The 17828-nt window shown below is 39.3% G+C and carries 12 protein-coding genes; all 12 read right to left on the minus strand.

Translation table 11 applies throughout. The features are described from left to right. Nucleotides 1-11: 11 nt before the first annotated feature. The 12 genes from D7004_RS07605 to D7004_RS07655 all read right to left on the minus strand — a co-directional run bounded on the left by D7004_RS07605 (nt 12) and on the right by D7004_RS07655 (nt 17827). Nucleotides 12-821, minus strand: a complete 810-nt coding sequence (locus D7004_RS07605; RefSeq protein ID WP_123205281.1) for an ABC transporter permease — start codon at nt 819-821, stop codon at nt 12-14. Next, nucleotides 811-1599: an ABC transporter ATP-binding protein gene (locus D7004_RS07610; protein ID WP_123205282.1), complete on the minus strand. Its 789-nt coding sequence runs from the start codon at nt 1597-1599 to the stop codon at nt 811-813. The genes D7004_RS07605 and D7004_RS07610 overlap by 11 nt, the downstream gene beginning before the upstream one ends. Next, nucleotides 1586-2446 carry an alpha/beta fold hydrolase gene (locus D7004_RS07615; protein WP_123205283.1) on the minus strand — a complete coding sequence of 287 codons (861 nt, stop codon included), beginning with the start codon at nt 2444-2446 and terminating at the stop codon, nt 1586-1588. The genes D7004_RS07610 and D7004_RS07615 overlap by 14 nt, the downstream gene beginning before the upstream one ends. Then, on the minus strand, nt 2443-3225 hold the full coding sequence (locus D7004_RS07620) for a serine aminopeptidase domain-containing protein (protein ID WP_123205284.1): 783 nt from the start codon (nt 3223-3225) through the stop codon (nt 2443-2445). Before D7004_RS07620 ends, D7004_RS07615 begins: the two co-directional genes overlap by 4 nt. A gap of 3 nt (nt 3226-3228) precedes the next feature. Then, nucleotides 3229-9525, minus strand: coding sequence for a non-ribosomal peptide synthetase (locus tag D7004_RS07625; protein ID WP_167459439.1), 6297 nt, complete (start codon nt 9523-9525; stop codon nt 3229-3231). A 41-nt stretch (nt 9526-9566) separates the two neighbouring features. Next, entirely contained in the window at nt 9567-11987 is a 2421-nt protein-coding gene (locus D7004_RS07630; RefSeq protein WP_123205286.1) for an outer membrane beta-barrel family protein, read from the minus strand. A 64-nt stretch (nt 11988-12051) separates the two neighbouring features. After that, nucleotides 12052-13218 (minus strand): radical SAM protein, encoded by a 1167-nt coding sequence (locus D7004_RS07635; RefSeq protein WP_167459440.1) that lies wholly within the window; start codon nt 13216-13218, stop codon nt 12052-12054. Then, nucleotides 13208-14314: a glycosyltransferase family protein gene (locus D7004_RS20610; RefSeq protein ID WP_167459441.1), complete on the minus strand. Its 1107-nt coding sequence runs from the start codon at nt 14312-14314 to the stop codon at nt 13208-13210. The genes D7004_RS07635 and D7004_RS20610 overlap by 11 nt, the downstream gene beginning before the upstream one ends. Then, nucleotides 14314-15660 carry a hypothetical protein gene (locus D7004_RS07640; protein ID WP_123205288.1) on the minus strand — a complete coding sequence of 449 codons (1347 nt, stop codon included), beginning with the start codon at nt 15658-15660 and terminating at the stop codon, nt 14314-14316. The genes D7004_RS20610 and D7004_RS07640 overlap by 1 nt, the downstream gene beginning before the upstream one ends. A 15-nt stretch (nt 15661-15675) precedes the next feature. Continuing rightward, entirely contained in the window at nt 15676-15921 is a 246-nt protein-coding gene (locus tag D7004_RS07645) for an acyl carrier protein (protein WP_123205289.1), read from the minus strand. A 21-nt stretch (nt 15922-15942) separates the two neighbouring features. Next, nucleotides 15943-17031 (minus strand): radical SAM protein, encoded by a 1089-nt coding sequence (locus D7004_RS07650; RefSeq protein ID WP_148042771.1) that lies wholly within the window; start codon nt 17029-17031, stop codon nt 15943-15945. A 10-nt stretch (nt 17032-17041) separates the two neighbouring features. Continuing rightward, nucleotides 17042-17827, minus strand: a complete 786-nt coding sequence (locus D7004_RS07655) for a class I SAM-dependent methyltransferase (protein ID WP_123205291.1) — start codon at nt 17825-17827, stop codon at nt 17042-17044. Nucleotide 17828 lies beyond the last annotated feature (1 nt).

The following is a 17828-nucleotide window of genomic DNA, read 5'->3' on the forward strand; positions in this document are numbered from 1 at the left end:
AATATTCATGGTTAATATTGCATAAGGGTACCATCTTGCTTTCCCTTTTCAATTGCCCATTTGAATACCCAAAGGCTTACAGGGAAAAGTGCAAATGCGATGGTTGATATAATAACGAGCTGCCTTGATATCATCAGTATGGACTGATCCTTAAGTAGTGCCAATCTAAGTGCATCCAGAGAATAAGTAAGCGGAAACACTGCGGCGATATCTTTAAGCCAGTCTGGCATAACCGACACGGGAAACATTGCCCCACTAAGAAGTGCGCTAACCACTCCAAACATCCAGCCGATGGGTTCGCCCTGTTTAAAGATAACTGTTCCCGCCGCAGAGAGGATGCCCAAGCTGATAAACATTATGAGCGAAACCAATAGAGTGACCAAAGTGGCAGGGACATTGGTATTAGAGAACTCAAATCCAAGAAAAAGAAAAGCAACTACGAACATTACGATTAACTGGAAACCCGCAGAAATAAAGCTGTAAAATGAGGACATCACCACCATGGATCTTGGGTCGGTCTGTGAACTTAAAATTGCTTCGAGGCAACCTGCCATCTGTGCCCGCTTGATACTACCGGAAAAGGTGTCGACTGCAAGTTGAAAATACCTGACAAAAGCAATCCCGATCAATGCAAATGGAAAATACTTACCACCGTAGTTATCAAGGGCGACAGAGCTGGTTCCTTCTAAGAGTTTACCGATAAAAAAGAAGGAGATAATGGGAAATATGGAGGTGAGCATGGATTGGACGAAACTTAACTTATAGCTCGATTCGATGATAAAGTCTTTTTTTATAAAAATAAATATCTTCCTAAAATTCATCTTGTTCCTCCTTCTTTATAATATGATGATAATATTCCTGTATGGTTCGGTATTCAGATCGTAACTCCACAATAGATCTGTAATCTATCACGCTTCCGTTTTTGACGATACACACTTTATTACACAGTTCTTCTACCTCGTCAAATCTGTGGGTGGCAATGAGCAGGGTTCTTTTCGTTTGGTCATGTATTTTCCCAGATATGAGTGTTTTGATTTCCTCAACTGCTTTTGGATCCAAAGCCCTAGTGGGCTCATCTAAGATTAGTATACGGGGATCGGCTAACAGGCCACGCGCTATAGCGAGCCTTTGCTTCATTCCCGAAGAATATCCGGCGACAAGCCTGTCTCCTGATTCGGTCAGGCCAACCAGTTTTATCAACTCTTTTATACGGTAATGTAGCGCATCGTTTTGCAAGTTGTCGAGGACACCGAAAAACTCCAGGTTTTGTATGCCTGTAAGCCGCCAGAAGAAACTGCGTTCCTCGTTAAGGACGAAGCCAACATCCCTTCTGGCCTTCAGATTTTGCATGCATGTATGGAACCCGTTTACATAAATCGCTCCTTCGCTGGGATATAACAATCCTCCAATAAGTTTCAATAACGTGGTTTTACCCGCTCCATTTACGCCAAGAAAGCCCACACGATCACCCTCATTTATGGACATATTAACCTGTTTCAGAACTGGATAGTATTTTCGTGTTTTTAAGGGCCACATCATATAATCGATATACCGTCTGGGAACAGGGAATTGCATGGATACATTACTAAGTTCTATCATGTTGCATATGAGTTAGGTTTTTTGGTTTGAATATATTGCTAAGCCAAGCTGTAATGTGAATTTTTAATTCTTCCTGGGCCCATAGAGGCGTTATGGTGTGATCTACACCTTTAAGAAAAATATAGTCATTTTTCTTAAAATCGACCCCTGAAAGTGAAAGGATATCATGTACAATACTACCCTCTGAAATGATTAATAGTATTCTTACTTTGTTCTTTGAAAGTTCGGTAAATGGATCAGCGATTTCGGAACTTGGATCAGTTGCCACATGTTTATAAGATTTTACGAATAGCCTGGCTAGAATACCAACAATCTTTTTGAAACTCGGGGTTATTTGGCGCAAAGAAATAAGCTTCAGCCATTTTCGGGGTTGGTATATCGCATTCAGATAGTACCTGCGTCTAATCATATCTTCTGAATGCGGGTAAAGGCTTGATATTTTACCTTTGGAAAGACCAGCCCCGTTGATCATGACTATGCCCCGTATCCGGGTATCATTTAAGGCTGCCTTACAAGCCAGCTCGGCACCTGAGCACATGCCCAGAATAACAAATTCACTGTGCTGCAGTTTTTTCTCTAGATGATCCATCACCTTTTTCATGCACTCCATTTCTGTATCGGCCCCGGTTTTAGTACTGTCTCCGTTTGCTCCTGAATCATACCGGAAAACCCGAAATCCGCAAGATGCAAGTGAACGGGCAAGTTTTACGTATATTCTATTAGGGCCAATTCTATGAATCAGGCCAGCATTCACCATTACAATGGTGGGCAAAGTTTCATGTGGACCGTTGGAAGTTAAAATGCCCACAACTGAATGTTGACCAATGGTAATTATTTCTTCCCTCATTGGATTTTGATTAACCAGTCTATTATTTTATTAATGTCAATTATTGGAACCAATAGTTTATTTTCATCTTCTTCCTGCTTAAGGAAGAATTTCGAGATACGGTTCACATTGAGTTGTGGCGTTTTACCCGAAAATAGCTCAGCAATTTTTTTGTTATTTTTTTCCAGCCAGGATTCATCTGCTGATATTAAGATATCTATAGCTTCTTGAGATCCCATGGGTTGAGGCTGACACTCAGATACTGACTTTACAAACTGGGTAGCGTAAGAAAAGCCAAGACTTTCGAAGCGCGTGGAATGACGTTTTAAGGCAAATGAACCTGACAAAAATGATTCATGTAATTGCGCTATTTCGAGAATATACTCTTTACCGCACAAAACCGGATTCCAGAGAACAAGCGCACTTGGTTTTATTTTATCAAAGGCAGCCAGGCTCAAAAAACTACCATATCTAACACCCAGTAAACAGATCTTTTCAATCTCTGTTCCTTCTCTCATCTCATTTATTACGAGCTGCAGGTCTTCTGTTGTCGAATCCATGTTGAGTTCATCTTCATCCCCGAAAGAATCCCCGGATCCCCAATAATCAAAACGGAATGTCGGAAATCCCATTTTTGATAATTCTGTGGCCAACACTGCCAGAGCCTTGTAAAACCTTACATATTCCTGCCCCAGAGGATTACATATGACGACACCCATTTTTTTTAGGCAGGCTTCATTACCGGGGTAAAAAATGGACAACAGTTTTCGATCGGGCGTACCTATATGAAAAATCTCCATGCTTTAAGGGTTGTTTAAGGAAATTATTTGATTGCATTCTGCGGCAATATCTGCCAGGTTCTTTGTAAAAAAATCGGCAATAGCCACGTGCACACCGATTTCCTGACGCATCTGCGCGATAACTCTGATTACCAGGAGCGAACTGCCTCCGATATTGAAAAAAAGATCTGTCGAACTTATCCTATCGATAGATAGGAATTCTTTCCAAATGGCGGCAATTTTTATCTCAAGCTCCGTACTGGGTTCTCGGTATTCATCTCCCACCAGGGCATGCATTGAAAGTTGTGCCAGGTAGTTTCGGTCGATCTTACCTGAACTTGTTAGTGGAATTTCTGGCAGGTTTATAAATGCAGAAGGCATGTAATATGCAGGTAAGCATTTACTGATGACCTTTCTCAATTTTAAAGTCGATACCGCATCAGCAGCCGTAAAGTAGGCAATGAGCTTATTTCCATAAACGTCTTCACGAACGATTACTACAACTTCGTTGACCAGTTTGCTTTCTATTAGCACACTCTCAATTTCTCCGGTTTCGATGCGGTATCCCCGTATCTTGACCTGATTATCGTTTCTGCCTAAATATTCTATACTGCCATCCGGCAACCATTTGCCGATGTCTCCAGACTTATACATTTTACTTCCTGGGCCCGGTCTGAAAGGATCCGCTAAGAATTTACTGTCTGTCATTTCAGGAAGGTTTAGATATCCTCTGGCCAAACCAGAACCTATGATATAAAGTTCGCCTGGCACTCCGATTGGAACAGGTAGCTGATGTTGGTCCAGGATATATACCCCCAAAGTCGGGATTGGTTTACCTATTATACTTTTTGAACTATTAAGATGAGTAATGGAAATCTCCTGAAAAGTTACGTGTACAGTCGTCTCAGTAATCCCATACATATTTATGAGCCTTGCATAACCAATTGTCTGATGTAATGGTTTTAATTTTACTGGGTTAAGTGCCTCTCCTCCAAAGATTACGTATCTTAATGAAAGCTGCTCAACAATTTCGCCAAGGAAATCCTGTAATAAATAAAAAGCTGAAGGTGTCTGATTCAGAACTGTTACACCCTGCTGAACCAATAATGCAGAAAATCGCGAAACATCTTTCACTATCTCCTCTTCAACGATAACCAACTTGGAACCATTAAACAATGCACCATACATTTCCCACACAGAAAAATCGAACCAAAAAGAATGGAACAGCGTCCAGACATCCTGACCGTTGAAATTAAATAATGATTTATCGTTGCAGAACAGTCCTACAACATTAAAATGTTCAATCATCACGCCTTTTGGTTTCCCGGTTGAACCTGAGGTATAGATCACATAGGCTAGATCAGCTGGCGTGCATTCCGAGGTTAATTTTGAATCTGGTTCCAAACTGATTTCAGCCCAGTCAACATCTAGTTCTATTCGTAATAGATCTTTTCTGGCAGCACATACTTCACGAGAGTTTGAGTGGGTCAATAGCATATTTCCCTGAGCATCCTCGATAAGGTAATCGATCCGCTCTTTAGGATATTGCGGATCAATTGGTAAATAGGCTGCTCCTGCTTTAAGTATCCCGATCATGCCCACAACCATCTCACAACAGCGGGGCATACAGATTGGAATGATTGCTCCTCTTTTTACACCTTTTTTACGGAGGTAATTACCCAACCTGTTTGAGCGCTCGTTAAGTACTTTATAGCTGAGCCGGGTTTCGCCGCATATGAGCGCAATAGCATCAGCAGAGCGGATCACTTGCTGCTCAAAAATATCTACGATGGTTTTTTCTGAGGCGTAAGGAACTTCTACATTATTGATTAATTTAAGTTGCTCCTCATCTGTTAATAATGGAAAACTATTGATCGAACCTGACGGGTTTTTTAACAGATTAGCGATAATACTTTTGTAATGGCCAGCCATTCGGCTGATGGATTCTTGCTGAAAAAGCGCAGTGCTATATTCGATGTTTACTTCGAGTCCCGTTTTGGTTTCTTCTACAAAAAAAGAAAGGTCGAACTTGCAAGTAGGCTGAAAAGTCCTTTCAAATGAAACATCAAGATCTGCCATACTGAGCAATAGGTTGCTGTCTTCCTTGTAGACCATCGAAAACATCACCTGGAAAAGAGGGTTCGTCCCACGCTGACGGTCTTTGCTTAAGGATTCAACAACCTTGTCGAAAGGAACTTCTTCGTTTTCGGAGGCCTCTAATACGGTGTTTTTTATCTGCTGTAAAAGAGTATCAAAAGATGGATCCTGCTCTAGGTTACTGCGGATAACCACTGTATTGACAAAAAAACCGATTAGCCCCTCGGTATCAGCAGGAATTCTGCCTGCAACCGGGGTACCCACGCTAATATCTTCCTGACCGCTGTAACGTGATAACAGTACGTTAAATGCAGTGAGCAATGTAATATATAAGGTTGTTTGCCGATTCATGCAATATGACTGCAAATCTTCATATACCTTTCCGCTTATTGGGAATAGAAACGTTGCTCCGGCCCTACTATGAACTTTAGGTTTATTAAAATCGAAAGGCATATTTAATTGGGCTGAGCCTGAAAGTCTTCCTTTCCAATATTCAAGCTTACCTGATAACCTTTCGGGGGTTAAATATTTCCGCTGCCAGATGGCATAATCAGCATATTGGGCAGCCAGTGTTTCCAGCATCGAACCAACTCCAGAATGATGGCTATTGTACAGAGAACCGATTTCCCTGAGCAGAATGGGGATTGACCACCCATCAAAACCAATATGGTGGAAATTCATGATTAGAATGGACTCATGCTCCCCAACCAGCATAAGTTCAGCCCTAAGGTTATAATCAGATAATAGGTTAAAGGGCTTGTTGATGAACTGGTTTATAACCGAACGGACCTCATCTTCGGTTTCATTGCCTGAAAATACAATCTTGGTGAGTTTCCAAAGTGAGGATGGCAAAATGGACTGAAACCCCTGTCCGTTTTCATAATCTATCACCGTGCGCAATATTTCATGACGCTCAACTAAAAATTGAAGTGCTGAATAGAGAGCTTGCTGATCGAGCAAACCTTTTATACGTAAAACAACGGATATGTGGTAGGCGATACTGCCTTCTGACTGGTCAATGAACCACATCCGTTCCTGCCCAAAAGATAAAGGTATCTTAGTCGGCCTTTCTATAGCGGTTATTTTTCCCTGGCTGCCTACTTTATCGGCACTTTCCAAATACATGGCCAAATCATGCAAAACTGGATAGCTGAAAATATCCTTGGGAAATAAATTTAGCCCTATGGTTCTGCGAATTTGGGAACAGAGCCTGATGGCAGATAGAGAATGGCCACCCAGATGAAAAAAATTATCCTTTACACTAATCCGATCTATATTAAGTACAGCTTTCCAGATTTCCGCCAAATTTATTTCCATACTGCTACAGGGCATCATAAAATCACGGTCTTCTATGTAAGTTTCTGCAAAACCAAGAAGTGTTTTTTTATCTATCTTGCCATTAGAAGTCAAAGGGATTTCTGGTACTTCAATCAATAGCCCTGGAATCATATAGTGAGGCAATACATTGTTGAGATATGATAAAATACCATATCTGTCAAATCGTTTGCTTGGCACGACATAAGCCGCGATTCTGAGTTCATTGGACTTATTTCCGGTTACCAATACAACTGTTTTTTTGACCAGCGGGCATTTTGCGATTACCATTTCTATTTCAGCTGGCTCTATCCTGTACCCCCGTATTTTGACCTGATCATCATTTCGACCTAAATATTCAATATTCCCGTCAGGCAACCATTTACCTATATCTCCGGTTTTATACATCCTCTCTCCTGGATGCTGGCTAAATGGGTCGTTCAAAAATCTAGTTTTAGTTAGCTCGGGAAGATTTAAATATCCTCTGGCCAAACCAGGACCTGAAACATAAATTTCACCAGGTTTACCAATTGGAACCAAATGCTGGTGCTGGTCAAGTATATAAACATTCAGCGTAGGAATTGCCTTGCCAATCATGCTTCTTGAACTGGACAAATCTGAATTTGAAACTTGGTAGAAGGTTACGTGAACTGTGGTTTCAGTTATTCCGTACATATTAATTACCCTAGCTGCACCGACAGTTTGGTCAAACGACCTTAACTTCACTGGATTTAGTACTTCCCCGCCAAATATTAGATATTTCAGTGACAGATGATGAACATTATCTACAAGAAAATCCTGGAGGACATAAAAAGAAGAGGGCGTTTGATTCAGTATCGTTACGTCTTGCTGAACTAAAAAATCAGCAAATCGTTCGCTATCCTTTGCTACCTCATCTTTAACAATAATTAAACGCCCCCCGTAAAACAATGCCCCATACATTTCCCATACCGAAAAATCAAAGCAAAAGGAATGAAACAGCGGCCATACATCTTCAGCGCTGAAATCAAACAACGGATTTTCATGATAAAATAGTCTCACTACATTGATATTTTCTACCATTACCCCCTTTGGTCTTCCTGTTGAGCCAGAGGTATAAATGACATATGCAAGGCTGGATGACTGATATTGAACAGTGGGGTTAAGGTCTGACTGCAGATTTATTTCCTGCCAATCTGCATCAATTATTATCCAAAGAAGCGCTTCGCTATAGATTACGTTTGCAAAGCAATCCGAACTGGTCAATGCAATATGAGCATTGGCGTCAGCTATCATAAAATCTATCCTCTCCTGAGGGTATTGCGGGTCCATTGGAAGATAAGCCCCGCCTGCCTTTAATATACCCAATACACATACGATCATCTCCCAGCTGCGGTACATCAAGATGGGTACTATAGTTTCGGGTTTTACCCCCTTGGATTTAAGATAGTACCCCAGCTTGTTTGATCGTTCATTTAGTTCCCGATAGGTAAGAATGGTTGCTCCGTCTATCAGGGCAACAGCATTAGGTGATTTAACAACTTGCTCCTGGAACAAATCAATTATGGTTTTATCTTTAGGATATTGAACTTCTTGCCTAAAACTTTCTATCACCAGGCGCTCATCTGAACTGAGCACTGAAATATTTTCAAGGGATTGTTCAGGTTTTTTTAAAACAGCATCAAGTATTAGATTTATATAAGAGATAAACCGGTCTATAGATTCTTCCTGAAATAATTCTGTTCTGTAGCGTAGGCTCAAATTAAGTTCATCCTGATCGACAATTGCCTCGAAAGTAAGATCAAACTGGCAGGTTTTCGATTCAAACTCACAATAATCAACCTTCAAATCTCCAAACTGGAAGGAGCGCAGGTTCTCATGAAGTACCATGATGACGTTAAATAGCTGATTTACATAAAAATCAGTTTTGATTTCAGGACTATCAAACAGCTGATCAAGAGAAAAATACTGATTTTTATAGCCTTGGATTACATTTCTAGTTAAAACTCTTAAATACTGCCTAAACGTATCCGTTTCCTGAACTATACTTTTTATCGCAACCGTATTTACAAACATTCCGATATGATCATTCGTAGAATTGTTACGACCTGAAAATGGAACACCAACAACAATATCCTGTTGTTGTGTGATCTTGTAAAGAAAAACTTTAAAAACACCAAGTAAAAAAACAAGCATTGTTGTTTTTTCAGAAGCGACAAACTGCACTATCTCGGTAGTTCTTTCTTTTGAAAGTTTAAAAACTTTACTCCTCCCCTTAAAATCCTGAGCATTAGGTTTACGGAAATCATATGGCAGATTTAAAACAGATGGCTTTGTACCGAGATGCTGAAGCCAAAAATTCTTTTTTTCCAGTAGATATTCGTTGGAATACATCAATTGGGAATCTTCCACAAACTTTTTAAATGACAATTCAGGTAAAATGCGCTTTTGACTATAGCAAGCAAAAAGATCTTTAATGAATATCCCAAATGAATACCCATCGGCCGCTACGTGATGGGCAACAACAACCAATCTTAATTCGTTATCTGTTATACTTATTATTTTCGTTCTAATTAAAACGCCACTGCTTAGATCAAATTCCTTTAAACAGGCGCTATCAATTAAACTTTCCATAACAGCTGCCTGGTTATCAACATTTTTAATATCAATATATTCGTAGTCAGTAGATGTTTCCTTGATAGGCATGATCTGCTGTTTCAGCTCATCTAGATCGAAGGAAAATGTCAATCTTAAACTTTGGTGCCTATCAATAACCTGTTTGATCGCAGATTTCAACAGCTCAATTTCCATATACCCTTTAATTGAATATACTCCGGTGATATTATAGGCTATAGATCTTTCCTGCGTTTGACTGGCCAGCCAAATGCCTCTTTGTGATGGTAATAAACTAAATTTTTGGTGATAATCCATTGACCTCATGAGTTACATTTAAAATAAAAAAATCAAAAGATTCAGAGTTCACTAGGGTCTCCTTTTTTCTTTTCCTGATCATCATTCTTTACGTTCCGCTTATTTTTAACCACTTTTTCTTTCAACTGACCGATATTATAATAAATGTTGAGGTAAAACCCCCTTGCCAGTTTTTTGGTTCTGACATCCTGATAAAAATCTGGCGTAATCAGCGTAGATGTTCTTATCCTGTAAGCGGGAAAAATGCTATAGGCATTGAAGATGATGCCCAGCTTATTTTTGAAAAACTCTTTATTCAGACGGAAGGTTGAATTTACAAAGCTATTGGTCTTTCCCTGAAGGGTAATTACTGGGCCATAATTCTTTACAACTAATCCCAGCTGCCAATCATTTTTCAGGTTATAGGAAAGGTCTGCATTGGTATTATACTGCAATCCACTGTTGCTGCTATTATTTCCATTCACTGTACCTTTGAGCCATACCTGCTGTACCAGTCCGTTTACATTTATCCTAAGGCGTTTAACGATGGGGTAATTGATGCTGATGTTGGCTCCAAGTATATTGCTGCTACCAGTATTTTCATAGTTAAACCGTGTAATTTGGTCATTACCCAATAGCGATACCTCTTGGATAGTATTATTGGATCTGGCATAACTCAGGCTAATATTGAGATTACCTTTCGACGACCGATTGTAGGCGAGGTCAAAATTATGACTGATTACTGGTTGAAGCCTGGGGTTACCAGAAGTATAGATAAGTGGATTAGAACGGTTTTCAAATGGGTTTAACTGTAAGATTCCAGGACGCAATACCCGCTGGGTATATCCTATGTTTATACCTGAGGCACCGTTAAGTCTTCTCTGCACTGAAAGCGATGGAACTAAATTAGCATATTTAACATTTAGATCGGCGTTGGCTGTTATAAATGTTGCATTTACCAGCGTACTCTCCAGCCGGATACCTGCTTTTACAGTCCAGTTTTCCTGCTTCAGTTGATAGGAGTTATAGATACTATAAACATCCTGATCGTAATTAAACTCATCGGAACTTAAAAACGAAATACTTCCCAAATTTCTTTCTGTATTAAAGTCACTGTAGCTGCTTCGGGCAATCAGTTTTATCCCACCCTCGATACTAAGTTTTTTTGAAGGTTTAATATAATCCAATTGCGCAGTTTGCTCAACCAAGCCAGAGTTGTTTCGCTGATTAACTATGTCAGCGGAATAATTGAATACCTGGCCAGTAGAGTTGGTGTTATCATAATCCGAGCTGGTTTTGGAATATCGGTATGATGCTGTCAGCAGCATATCTTTATGCTTCTTGAAACCCAATTGGTAATTCAGCCCAAAATCATCTACTTTATCGTCTGTAAGTGTCGTATTTTGAACGTTATAAGCATAGCTGAGGTTACCTGTTTCAGCGTAGCTTCTTAAAAACTGTTCTCCATCATATTTCCGTTTTTCAAGCGAGAGTAATACCGAACCTGTTAGGAGGTTAAGCGAATCGATCTCATAACTTAGGTCAGCGTTGAAAGGGGTGGAAGTTCCAGTGGGTTTCGAATCTGCATCCTGTTCCACCCTTGACATGGAGCCTAGCATAGGAGCCCTGTAACTGGTGGTCATTGTATTGGGATAATCCCTGAACCAACGACCTATATAACCCGTAGCGCCAAGTTTGTTCTTTTTTACTGTAAATGCGGCACCGACACCTGAAGCGATTATTGTATTATCAAAGGCTTCTAAAATCAGGTTATACCCTTCCAGGTCAGTATTGGTGATAATGTTGATAATTCCTGCAGTTCCTTCACTATCATATTTAGCCGAGGGAGTGGTAATAACCTCGATCTTCTTCACATTTTTCGCCCTCATTGCACGCAGCGCCATTGTGGGATTCTTAGCCATAACGCCAGAGGGTCTTCCATTTACAAATATCTTGAAGTCAGTGCCACCCTTTAATTTAACATTATCCTCATCATCCAGCGATAAAAGGGGAACCTTGCGGAGCACCTCGAGCATATTTTCACGTTTGCTATCTGGGTCGGCCGTCAAATCATAGCTAATACGATCTACCTCCTGGGTAACTAACGGCCTGTTTCCTGAAATCACTACTTCCTGAAGCTGGTTATCTTTGGTACTAAAAGGAATATTTCCAAGGTCAGTCACAGTTTTTGAAACATCGGTTAAAGCTATTGCGACCGTTTTCAGATGATATCCTAAAGCCAGAATGTTGAGCGAGTAATTGTCATTTTTTATATTTACCAACTCGAAACTGCCATCTTCTTTGGTGAGGGTACTTTTGATCGCGGTTCCGCTATGGCTTTTTAAGGCTACAGTCACGAAACTGACAGGTAGTTTAGATGCCGAATCTATAACCTTGCCCTTAACCGTAACCAGTTTCTGCGCAGAAGCATATGAGGAAAATAGGCAAAGCGCAACTATTGAGAGGTAAAATTTGTAGATCATTAAATATTTAATATGTTTTAGATAGGGAGTAGTTATTTATATTCAGTTTGAGAAAATTATAGGATTATATTCCATTACGGTATAATAAAACGCATTTGGAACATACTGGCATCAGGCCTTTGCTTAAAATATTTCGCAGGTAATTAAACTTACCACTGTTCCAGATTTCGAGTAAGCTATGCGAATTTAGATCCCCGATAGAAAGTTCCGGGAAAAATTTACTACATGTTCCAACCTTTCCATCAGCAAGGACTTCAATCCGGTTGGAAAGTGCATAACATTTCTTTTTGGGAACATAGGTGTCTAGTATGAAATCATTAATTTCATTTGCTTCGAGTTGTTGCTGAAATCTAACCCGCAATTTCCAAACCCTGGAGTTTAGCTTGAAGATTTGTTCATTTAAAACTTCAGCTGATTGAGGACTAAGTTTAAAAGAATATGAATGCCAACTGGCAACGCTGTGGGATGGGGTACTGTCGTGGTGGGCAAAATTTTCAGCATAAAACCGGTCCATTAATTCCGCTCTTTCAGTTGAGATAAACCATGGATAATTAAAATAAATGGAATCAATTCCCAAATCTTCAAAATACTCGACAAACTCGTAAAGATGTGGAACTAATTCATCATTTAAAACAACATTTACAGAAACCGTACCTTTATAGTTCCCGTTCTTTTGCTCTTCAAGGACCAGTTTCACTTGTTTGATCAGTTTTTCAAAAGTTTTTTTCCCCCTTAATGCATCATTTACTTCGCCAAGCCCATCGATACTAACCAGTAAGGCTAAGTTATCAGATATTTTCAGCAAAGACTCCATACGCTTCTCGAGCAGGATGCCATTGGTACACATTACGGTGTATCTTTTATCTTTTTCTAAGAGGTCAGCAATTTCATCCCATTTGGTATGGTATAGCGGCTCGCCTCCCCATAGGTAGAGCCTTGATTTTGCGGGATGGGTTTCCTGTAAAATTTTTTGGAAAATATCAACAGCAATTTCCTTGTTCTGAATTTCTTTGTTATAACTATGGAAATAGCCGTCATCATTCCACTGATAACACATTTTGCACCGCAGGTTACAAGCGTAGGTCAGTTGAATATCCACTTCGGTTGGAATGGGTGATGCATAAGTCGGATTTGTGAAAAGCGCCTTTTTGGTTGTGGATAAATCTTTGATTCTTTTTTGCAGCCGATCAAAGGTTTCCGGGTCAAATTTTACAGATGATTTAAGTTCCATAGATAAAGTTGTTGATATAGGTTTTGATGTAATCTTTGGCGGAGGCGCGCATTTCCACAAGGTTTTTGTGCATCTCGCTGAGTAGTTTTTCGGAAAAACCCGAGGCTTCCCAATTTTCGAATGAAGTCCCCAATCCGAAGTGCTCCCACAATAGCGCATTTTTATTTTCATAACCCCCAAATGGTTTAAGGGATACTAAAGGTGTAGCGGAGGACAAGGAATCCAAAAGCGTACCGGCGCCCGGTTTACTTATAATCGCCATACTATTTCGTATAATGTTATAAATCTCTGGATAATGAAAATTTTCTTTAAAGCTGACCTTTCCTGAAAAATCTGCCTGGCCAAATGGGGGGAACTGATGCAGACCGTTTTGATCAAGATCCCATGTATTCCACTGTGGATCTATCATATAATAATTATTTAACTCATGCCGCTGGTCGAGGTCACCATATTCATAGGCGATAACATCGAGCATTAGCTTAGATCGGTTCAGTTCATTCAGCTTTTCTTTATAAGTGCCCATGCCCCATCCTCCACCATGAATCACAAAAGATTTTCCACGTTTTTCATATGGGATCACCGGTGCGCCTGATACATCGATGTAATAGGAAACCTTTTTATTTTCCCAATTATTAAACCATACGTGGTTATACTCGGCCGAAGCGGTATCAAACAAGCTCCATGAGGTTGAAGGAGCAGAATCAACATGGCACAAATCGATAAACAATTCCGCTATACCAACACGATCGCCATAGCGTCGTAAAAGGGGAATCCAAAAGCCGGAAAATACCATAAAATGCCTGCGCTCTTCCTTCTGCCAAAGCGATAACAATTGTTCGACCTGGTATTCATCCAGGTGTGAGCTGGGATCTTTCGCGAGATTCTGACCCATCAGCGCAAAAGAAAAATTTCTGTGAAAATTAATTTTCGCTTTTGGAACATTTTGCTTTTTGTGCTCAACCAAAAAATCTTCGAAAACATGGACAACAGCAGCTAAGCCAGCTTGATTTAATTGCCTGTGAGCAAGGATGCCGGGAATATAGAACCCCAGTCCAGGACCTGCGCATAGAATTGAAATCGGGCTAGTTTTCGACATTATAACAATCTTAGATTCAAGTTTTCAAACAGATTTAAGAGCCTGGTGTAGAGTTCGTCCATTTGCTTATGGTTTTTATAGATTAGACATGCATAAAGCCTCCCCTTTACCATTCCTTTCACCATTTCACGACTTAGTTTGCTGTTGATGTCAAAAGTATTGGCAGATAAGGGAAGCAAGCCAGAAAGGTTATTCAAGTTAAACAAAAGATTATTTTCTTCAAGATTACGATACAGTTCCTCAAACGTTACCTCACCCGATGAACTAAAAGAAAATGTAATAAGGTTATTAAAGACTTGATAAGGAGCTAGATACTGGGTAACCCGAAGATTTAAGAAACTCATTGATTTGCGGGCATTGATTTCTACTATAGGCACCATAGCGCCGTCTTCCAGGATCATAGAATCAAGACATACCGGACCAAAATATCCTTCATTAAATAATTTGCCGGCTACCTTTTCTACTATACCGAAGTATCCTTTTTTTTCCAGCATTTCATAGAAGGATGGCAATATGCCTTGGATTCCCGAGAAGCTAAAACCTTTATTGTTCATTTGCTGGACCGCCATCAAATCATAACTTCCGTCTTCATTAATGGTAAATTGTGAAGAAAAATCAACTTTTCTTGCGACAAACGGTTCGATTAAAAATTGGGTTTCCTTACCCGTTAGTTCTTGTTTATTTAAATATTTGCAGATGTGGTTTAACGTATGTTCTTTTTCAATCAGGATATTTCCCTTTCCAGATACGCCAAAAGGGTCTTTTATTAAGAAGGGCATCCGCTCCAGCAGCTCCAGCCCCAAAGTCCTTAAATCTTCGGAGGAATTAATGATGTGCCCACCCAAATCTGAATGACAATCCTGCGCAACAACTGTAGAAAAGATTTTGGAATTGACTTTTTTAGTTACCTCAAGAGATGGGATTCTTGTATTTACGGCAAAATGTCCACATAATTCTGCGGCAAAAGGAATAATTGCAAATGGGGAAAGGCAATCAACACTTTCAAGTAACCCATTAAAGTAAAACTTATCTCTATGGTTATATATCAACTCACACATCCCTTGAGAAAAATCAGGAATTTGTAAATCTATATTTTCCAGTGGTTGTTCATTATTTTTAAATTTGAAACCCAATTCCCAGAGATATTCCCGATGGAGCTTATTCATGGGATACCTTGTGCATACAACATCATCGGCATGATTCGAAAACAAAAACTGGGTTTCATCCATGGCTTCAATTATGGTATCGGCCTGTTTATCGACAAACGAGGGCAAATTACTCATGGAATCTTTCCGCCAGAAGCGCTCGGCATTAAATGATGCAAGATATAGGGTATTTTTTGCCATCGTTTATTAAAAAGACTAGTTGTTATTCTGATGGCTGGAAAGAAAAGCTGCAAATGACTTAATCGAATGCAGGTGTGAGATATCGATCTTATCAAAATCTAGTTCGATATCGAGCTCTTCTTCAATTTGTAGCATAAAATCTATCATCTGCAATGAGTCTAATCCCACCTCATTTATAATATCAGAATCTTCGGAGAGTGTTGAAACCAAAACTGGATCATCTGTTACCTTCGCGATAACTTTTTTTATTGTTTCTATCATTTTCTTATTTTTAGATTTATTTTAATTTGTACCTGAAGCCGGGTTATAATAATACCTGCAACATGCAGTACAGATTGGGAGAAGTTGCTTGCGCAGATAAGACCTTAATTTTTTTAATTTTTCACCATTCCAGATAGCATTGAATCCAGTTTCGTAGACATTGCCCAAAATATGATCATAAAATGTGTGACAGACTACAACATCTCCTTTGGCCGTTATTTCTGCGTAAGTTAAAGGAAAGGAACAATGGTGCTTTTTATCTCCCATTTCATTCCAATTTCCTTCGAAATAGCTCTTAAAGTTGCTTGGCTCCAATGTTTTCAGCGAACTATTAAAATTTATCCCCCTTTCAATGCACGCTTCTTTCAGGCGAACCAGCTGGCTTGTAATTAAAACAGTATCCATTTCTGAAAATATTGCCGGATCCTGAACAAGGCCTTTAGCGATCGGAGCTGTTGTATTGAGCTCAAATTCTTCATTCAGTATTTTTGCATACTCGGAATGCTCTTCGGCTGTAGCGAAATTCTGCAACTCGATGCTAATGCTGCCAATCTGCGATAAATCCAGGTTATCGAAAAACAGTTCGTTGATGTATGCATAGTTAAGTGGTGTCACGGTTAATGAAATACCAAGCTTAGGCGTTGTTACATTCCTCTGGTTTTTTAAATAAGAAATCCTGTCAATCCCTTTGATTACCCGTTTATATACACCATTGCCCCTCTGTCGGTCATTTATATCGGGTGGCCCATCTAGTGAAATCCATAGCAAATCCACCTTGCTATCAATTAATTTTTCCGCATTTTTTTCATTCAATGTTCCATTGGTATCTATGTAAGTCTTAATTTCTTTTTCTTTCAGAAATCTAAGAATTTCGAATATCTCCGGGTGCATTAAGGGTTCTCCTCCATAAAGACCGATATAGGGTTTAGTATCCCCGCAATCGTTAATTATATCTTTGATAACTTCAAAACTAAGAAGCTTTAAATTTTCCTTTCCAAAATCGAGGTAAGAGCCTGTTTCTCCCCATTGGTAGCACATTTTGCAGCGCAGGTTACATTTTTCGACAAGCTGAAGTACAATCCACTTTGGTGCTTTATTATCGTTGAACATGGCGTAGCGGTTAATTATTAAGTTTTTCAATTACAACCAATCCATCGGCATTTGGAAAAAACGAGTTATAGTTCGTGATGCATTTTTGACGAACTGCCTTTAGAGATTTAATTTTTAAATTATCGGGCAGGTTTTTTTCGAGGTGCGATTTTAGTCCTTTTTCGTTGTATCTCCAGATTACGCCATCTATATTTGAATTCATCATATAACTGTGGTCAGGAGAATTTGGCAATAAATCAATATGATCGCTAATGATAATTGTGCCATTATCAGCCAAGAGGCGTTCGCATTCTTTAAACACTTTTTTATGGTTTTTGATATGATGAAGGCATCTTGCAAAAACAATGGTTTTAAAGAAGCCATCCTCAAAAGGTGCGTTTTTAATATCTGAATGTATAAAGCTGGTAAAAGCTTTCCGTTTGATGCCGAAATTGATGCTATTTATATTGGTATCCAGATTGTATAGCTCTAGATTTTCAGCTTTTCCTTTCCTTTTAAGGTAGATATTTAATGCTCCTGTACCGCAGCCAACCTGGAGTACTTTTTCGGATAAGGGAGGAAGCACATTGTAAACGTTGTAAAATAAAGGAAAATTCATAACTAATATATAAGCCTCATAGGCTAAAGGATAGCGCTCATAAAGCCTTACTATATAACTTTTATAGAATGGATCCTTCTTTATCTGTCTTTTATGAACAACTGTATTTATAAAAAGAAGCGGAAATAAAATAATACAGAATATGATAAAAGAAAACCTTATCAGACCAATTTCGATGTTTTCGAGCGTTTTTTTCATA

The organism is Pedobacter jejuensis (assembly GCF_003725795.1).
Classification (GTDB): Bacteria; Bacteroidota; Bacteroidia; order Sphingobacteriales; family Sphingobacteriaceae; genus Pedobacter; species Pedobacter jejuensis.

What these genes read in the sequence shown, in the direction of transcription:
- D7004_RS07605 (WP_123205281.1), bottom strand. Translation starts at nt 821, where the DNA reads ATGAATTTTAGGAAGATATTTATTTTTATAAAAAAAGACTTTATCATC.
- D7004_RS07610 (WP_123205282.1), bottom strand. Translation starts at nt 1,599, where the DNA reads ATGATAGAACTTAGTAATGTATCCATGCAATTCCCTGTTCCCAGACGG.
- D7004_RS07615 (WP_123205283.1), bottom strand. Translation starts at nt 2,446, where the DNA reads ATGAGGGAAGAAATAATTACCATTGGTCAACATTCAGTTGTGGGCATT.
- D7004_RS07620 (WP_123205284.1), bottom strand. Translation starts at nt 3,225, where the DNA reads ATGGAGATTTTTCATATAGGTACGCCCGATCGAAAACTGTTGTCCATT.
- D7004_RS07625 (WP_167459439.1), bottom strand. Translation starts at nt 9,525, where the DNA reads ATGGATTATCACCAAAAATTTAGTTTATTACCATCACAAAGAGGCATT.
- D7004_RS07630 (WP_123205286.1), bottom strand. Translation starts at nt 11,987, where the DNA reads ATGATCTACAAATTTTACCTCTCAATAGTTGCGCTTTGCCTATTTTCC.
- D7004_RS07635 (WP_167459440.1), bottom strand. Translation starts at nt 13,218, where the DNA reads ATGGAACTTAAATCATCTGTAAAATTTGACCCGGAAACCTTTGATCGG.
- D7004_RS20610 (WP_167459441.1), bottom strand. Translation starts at nt 14,314, where the DNA reads ATGTCGAAAACTAGCCCGATTTCAATTCTATGCGCAGGTCCTGGACTG.
- D7004_RS07640 (WP_123205288.1), bottom strand. Translation starts at nt 15,660, where the DNA reads ATGGCAAAAAATACCCTATATCTTGCATCATTTAATGCCGAGCGCTTC.
- D7004_RS07645 (WP_123205289.1), bottom strand. Translation starts at nt 15,921, where the DNA reads ATGATAGAAACAATAAAAAAAGTTATCGCGAAGGTAACAGATGATCCA.
- D7004_RS07650 (WP_148042771.1), bottom strand. Translation starts at nt 17,031, where the DNA reads ATGTTCAACGATAATAAAGCACCAAAGTGGATTGTACTTCAGCTTGTC.
- D7004_RS07655 (WP_123205291.1), bottom strand. Translation starts at nt 17,827, where the DNA reads ATGAAAAAAACGCTCGAAAACATCGAAATTGGTCTGATAAGGTTTTCT.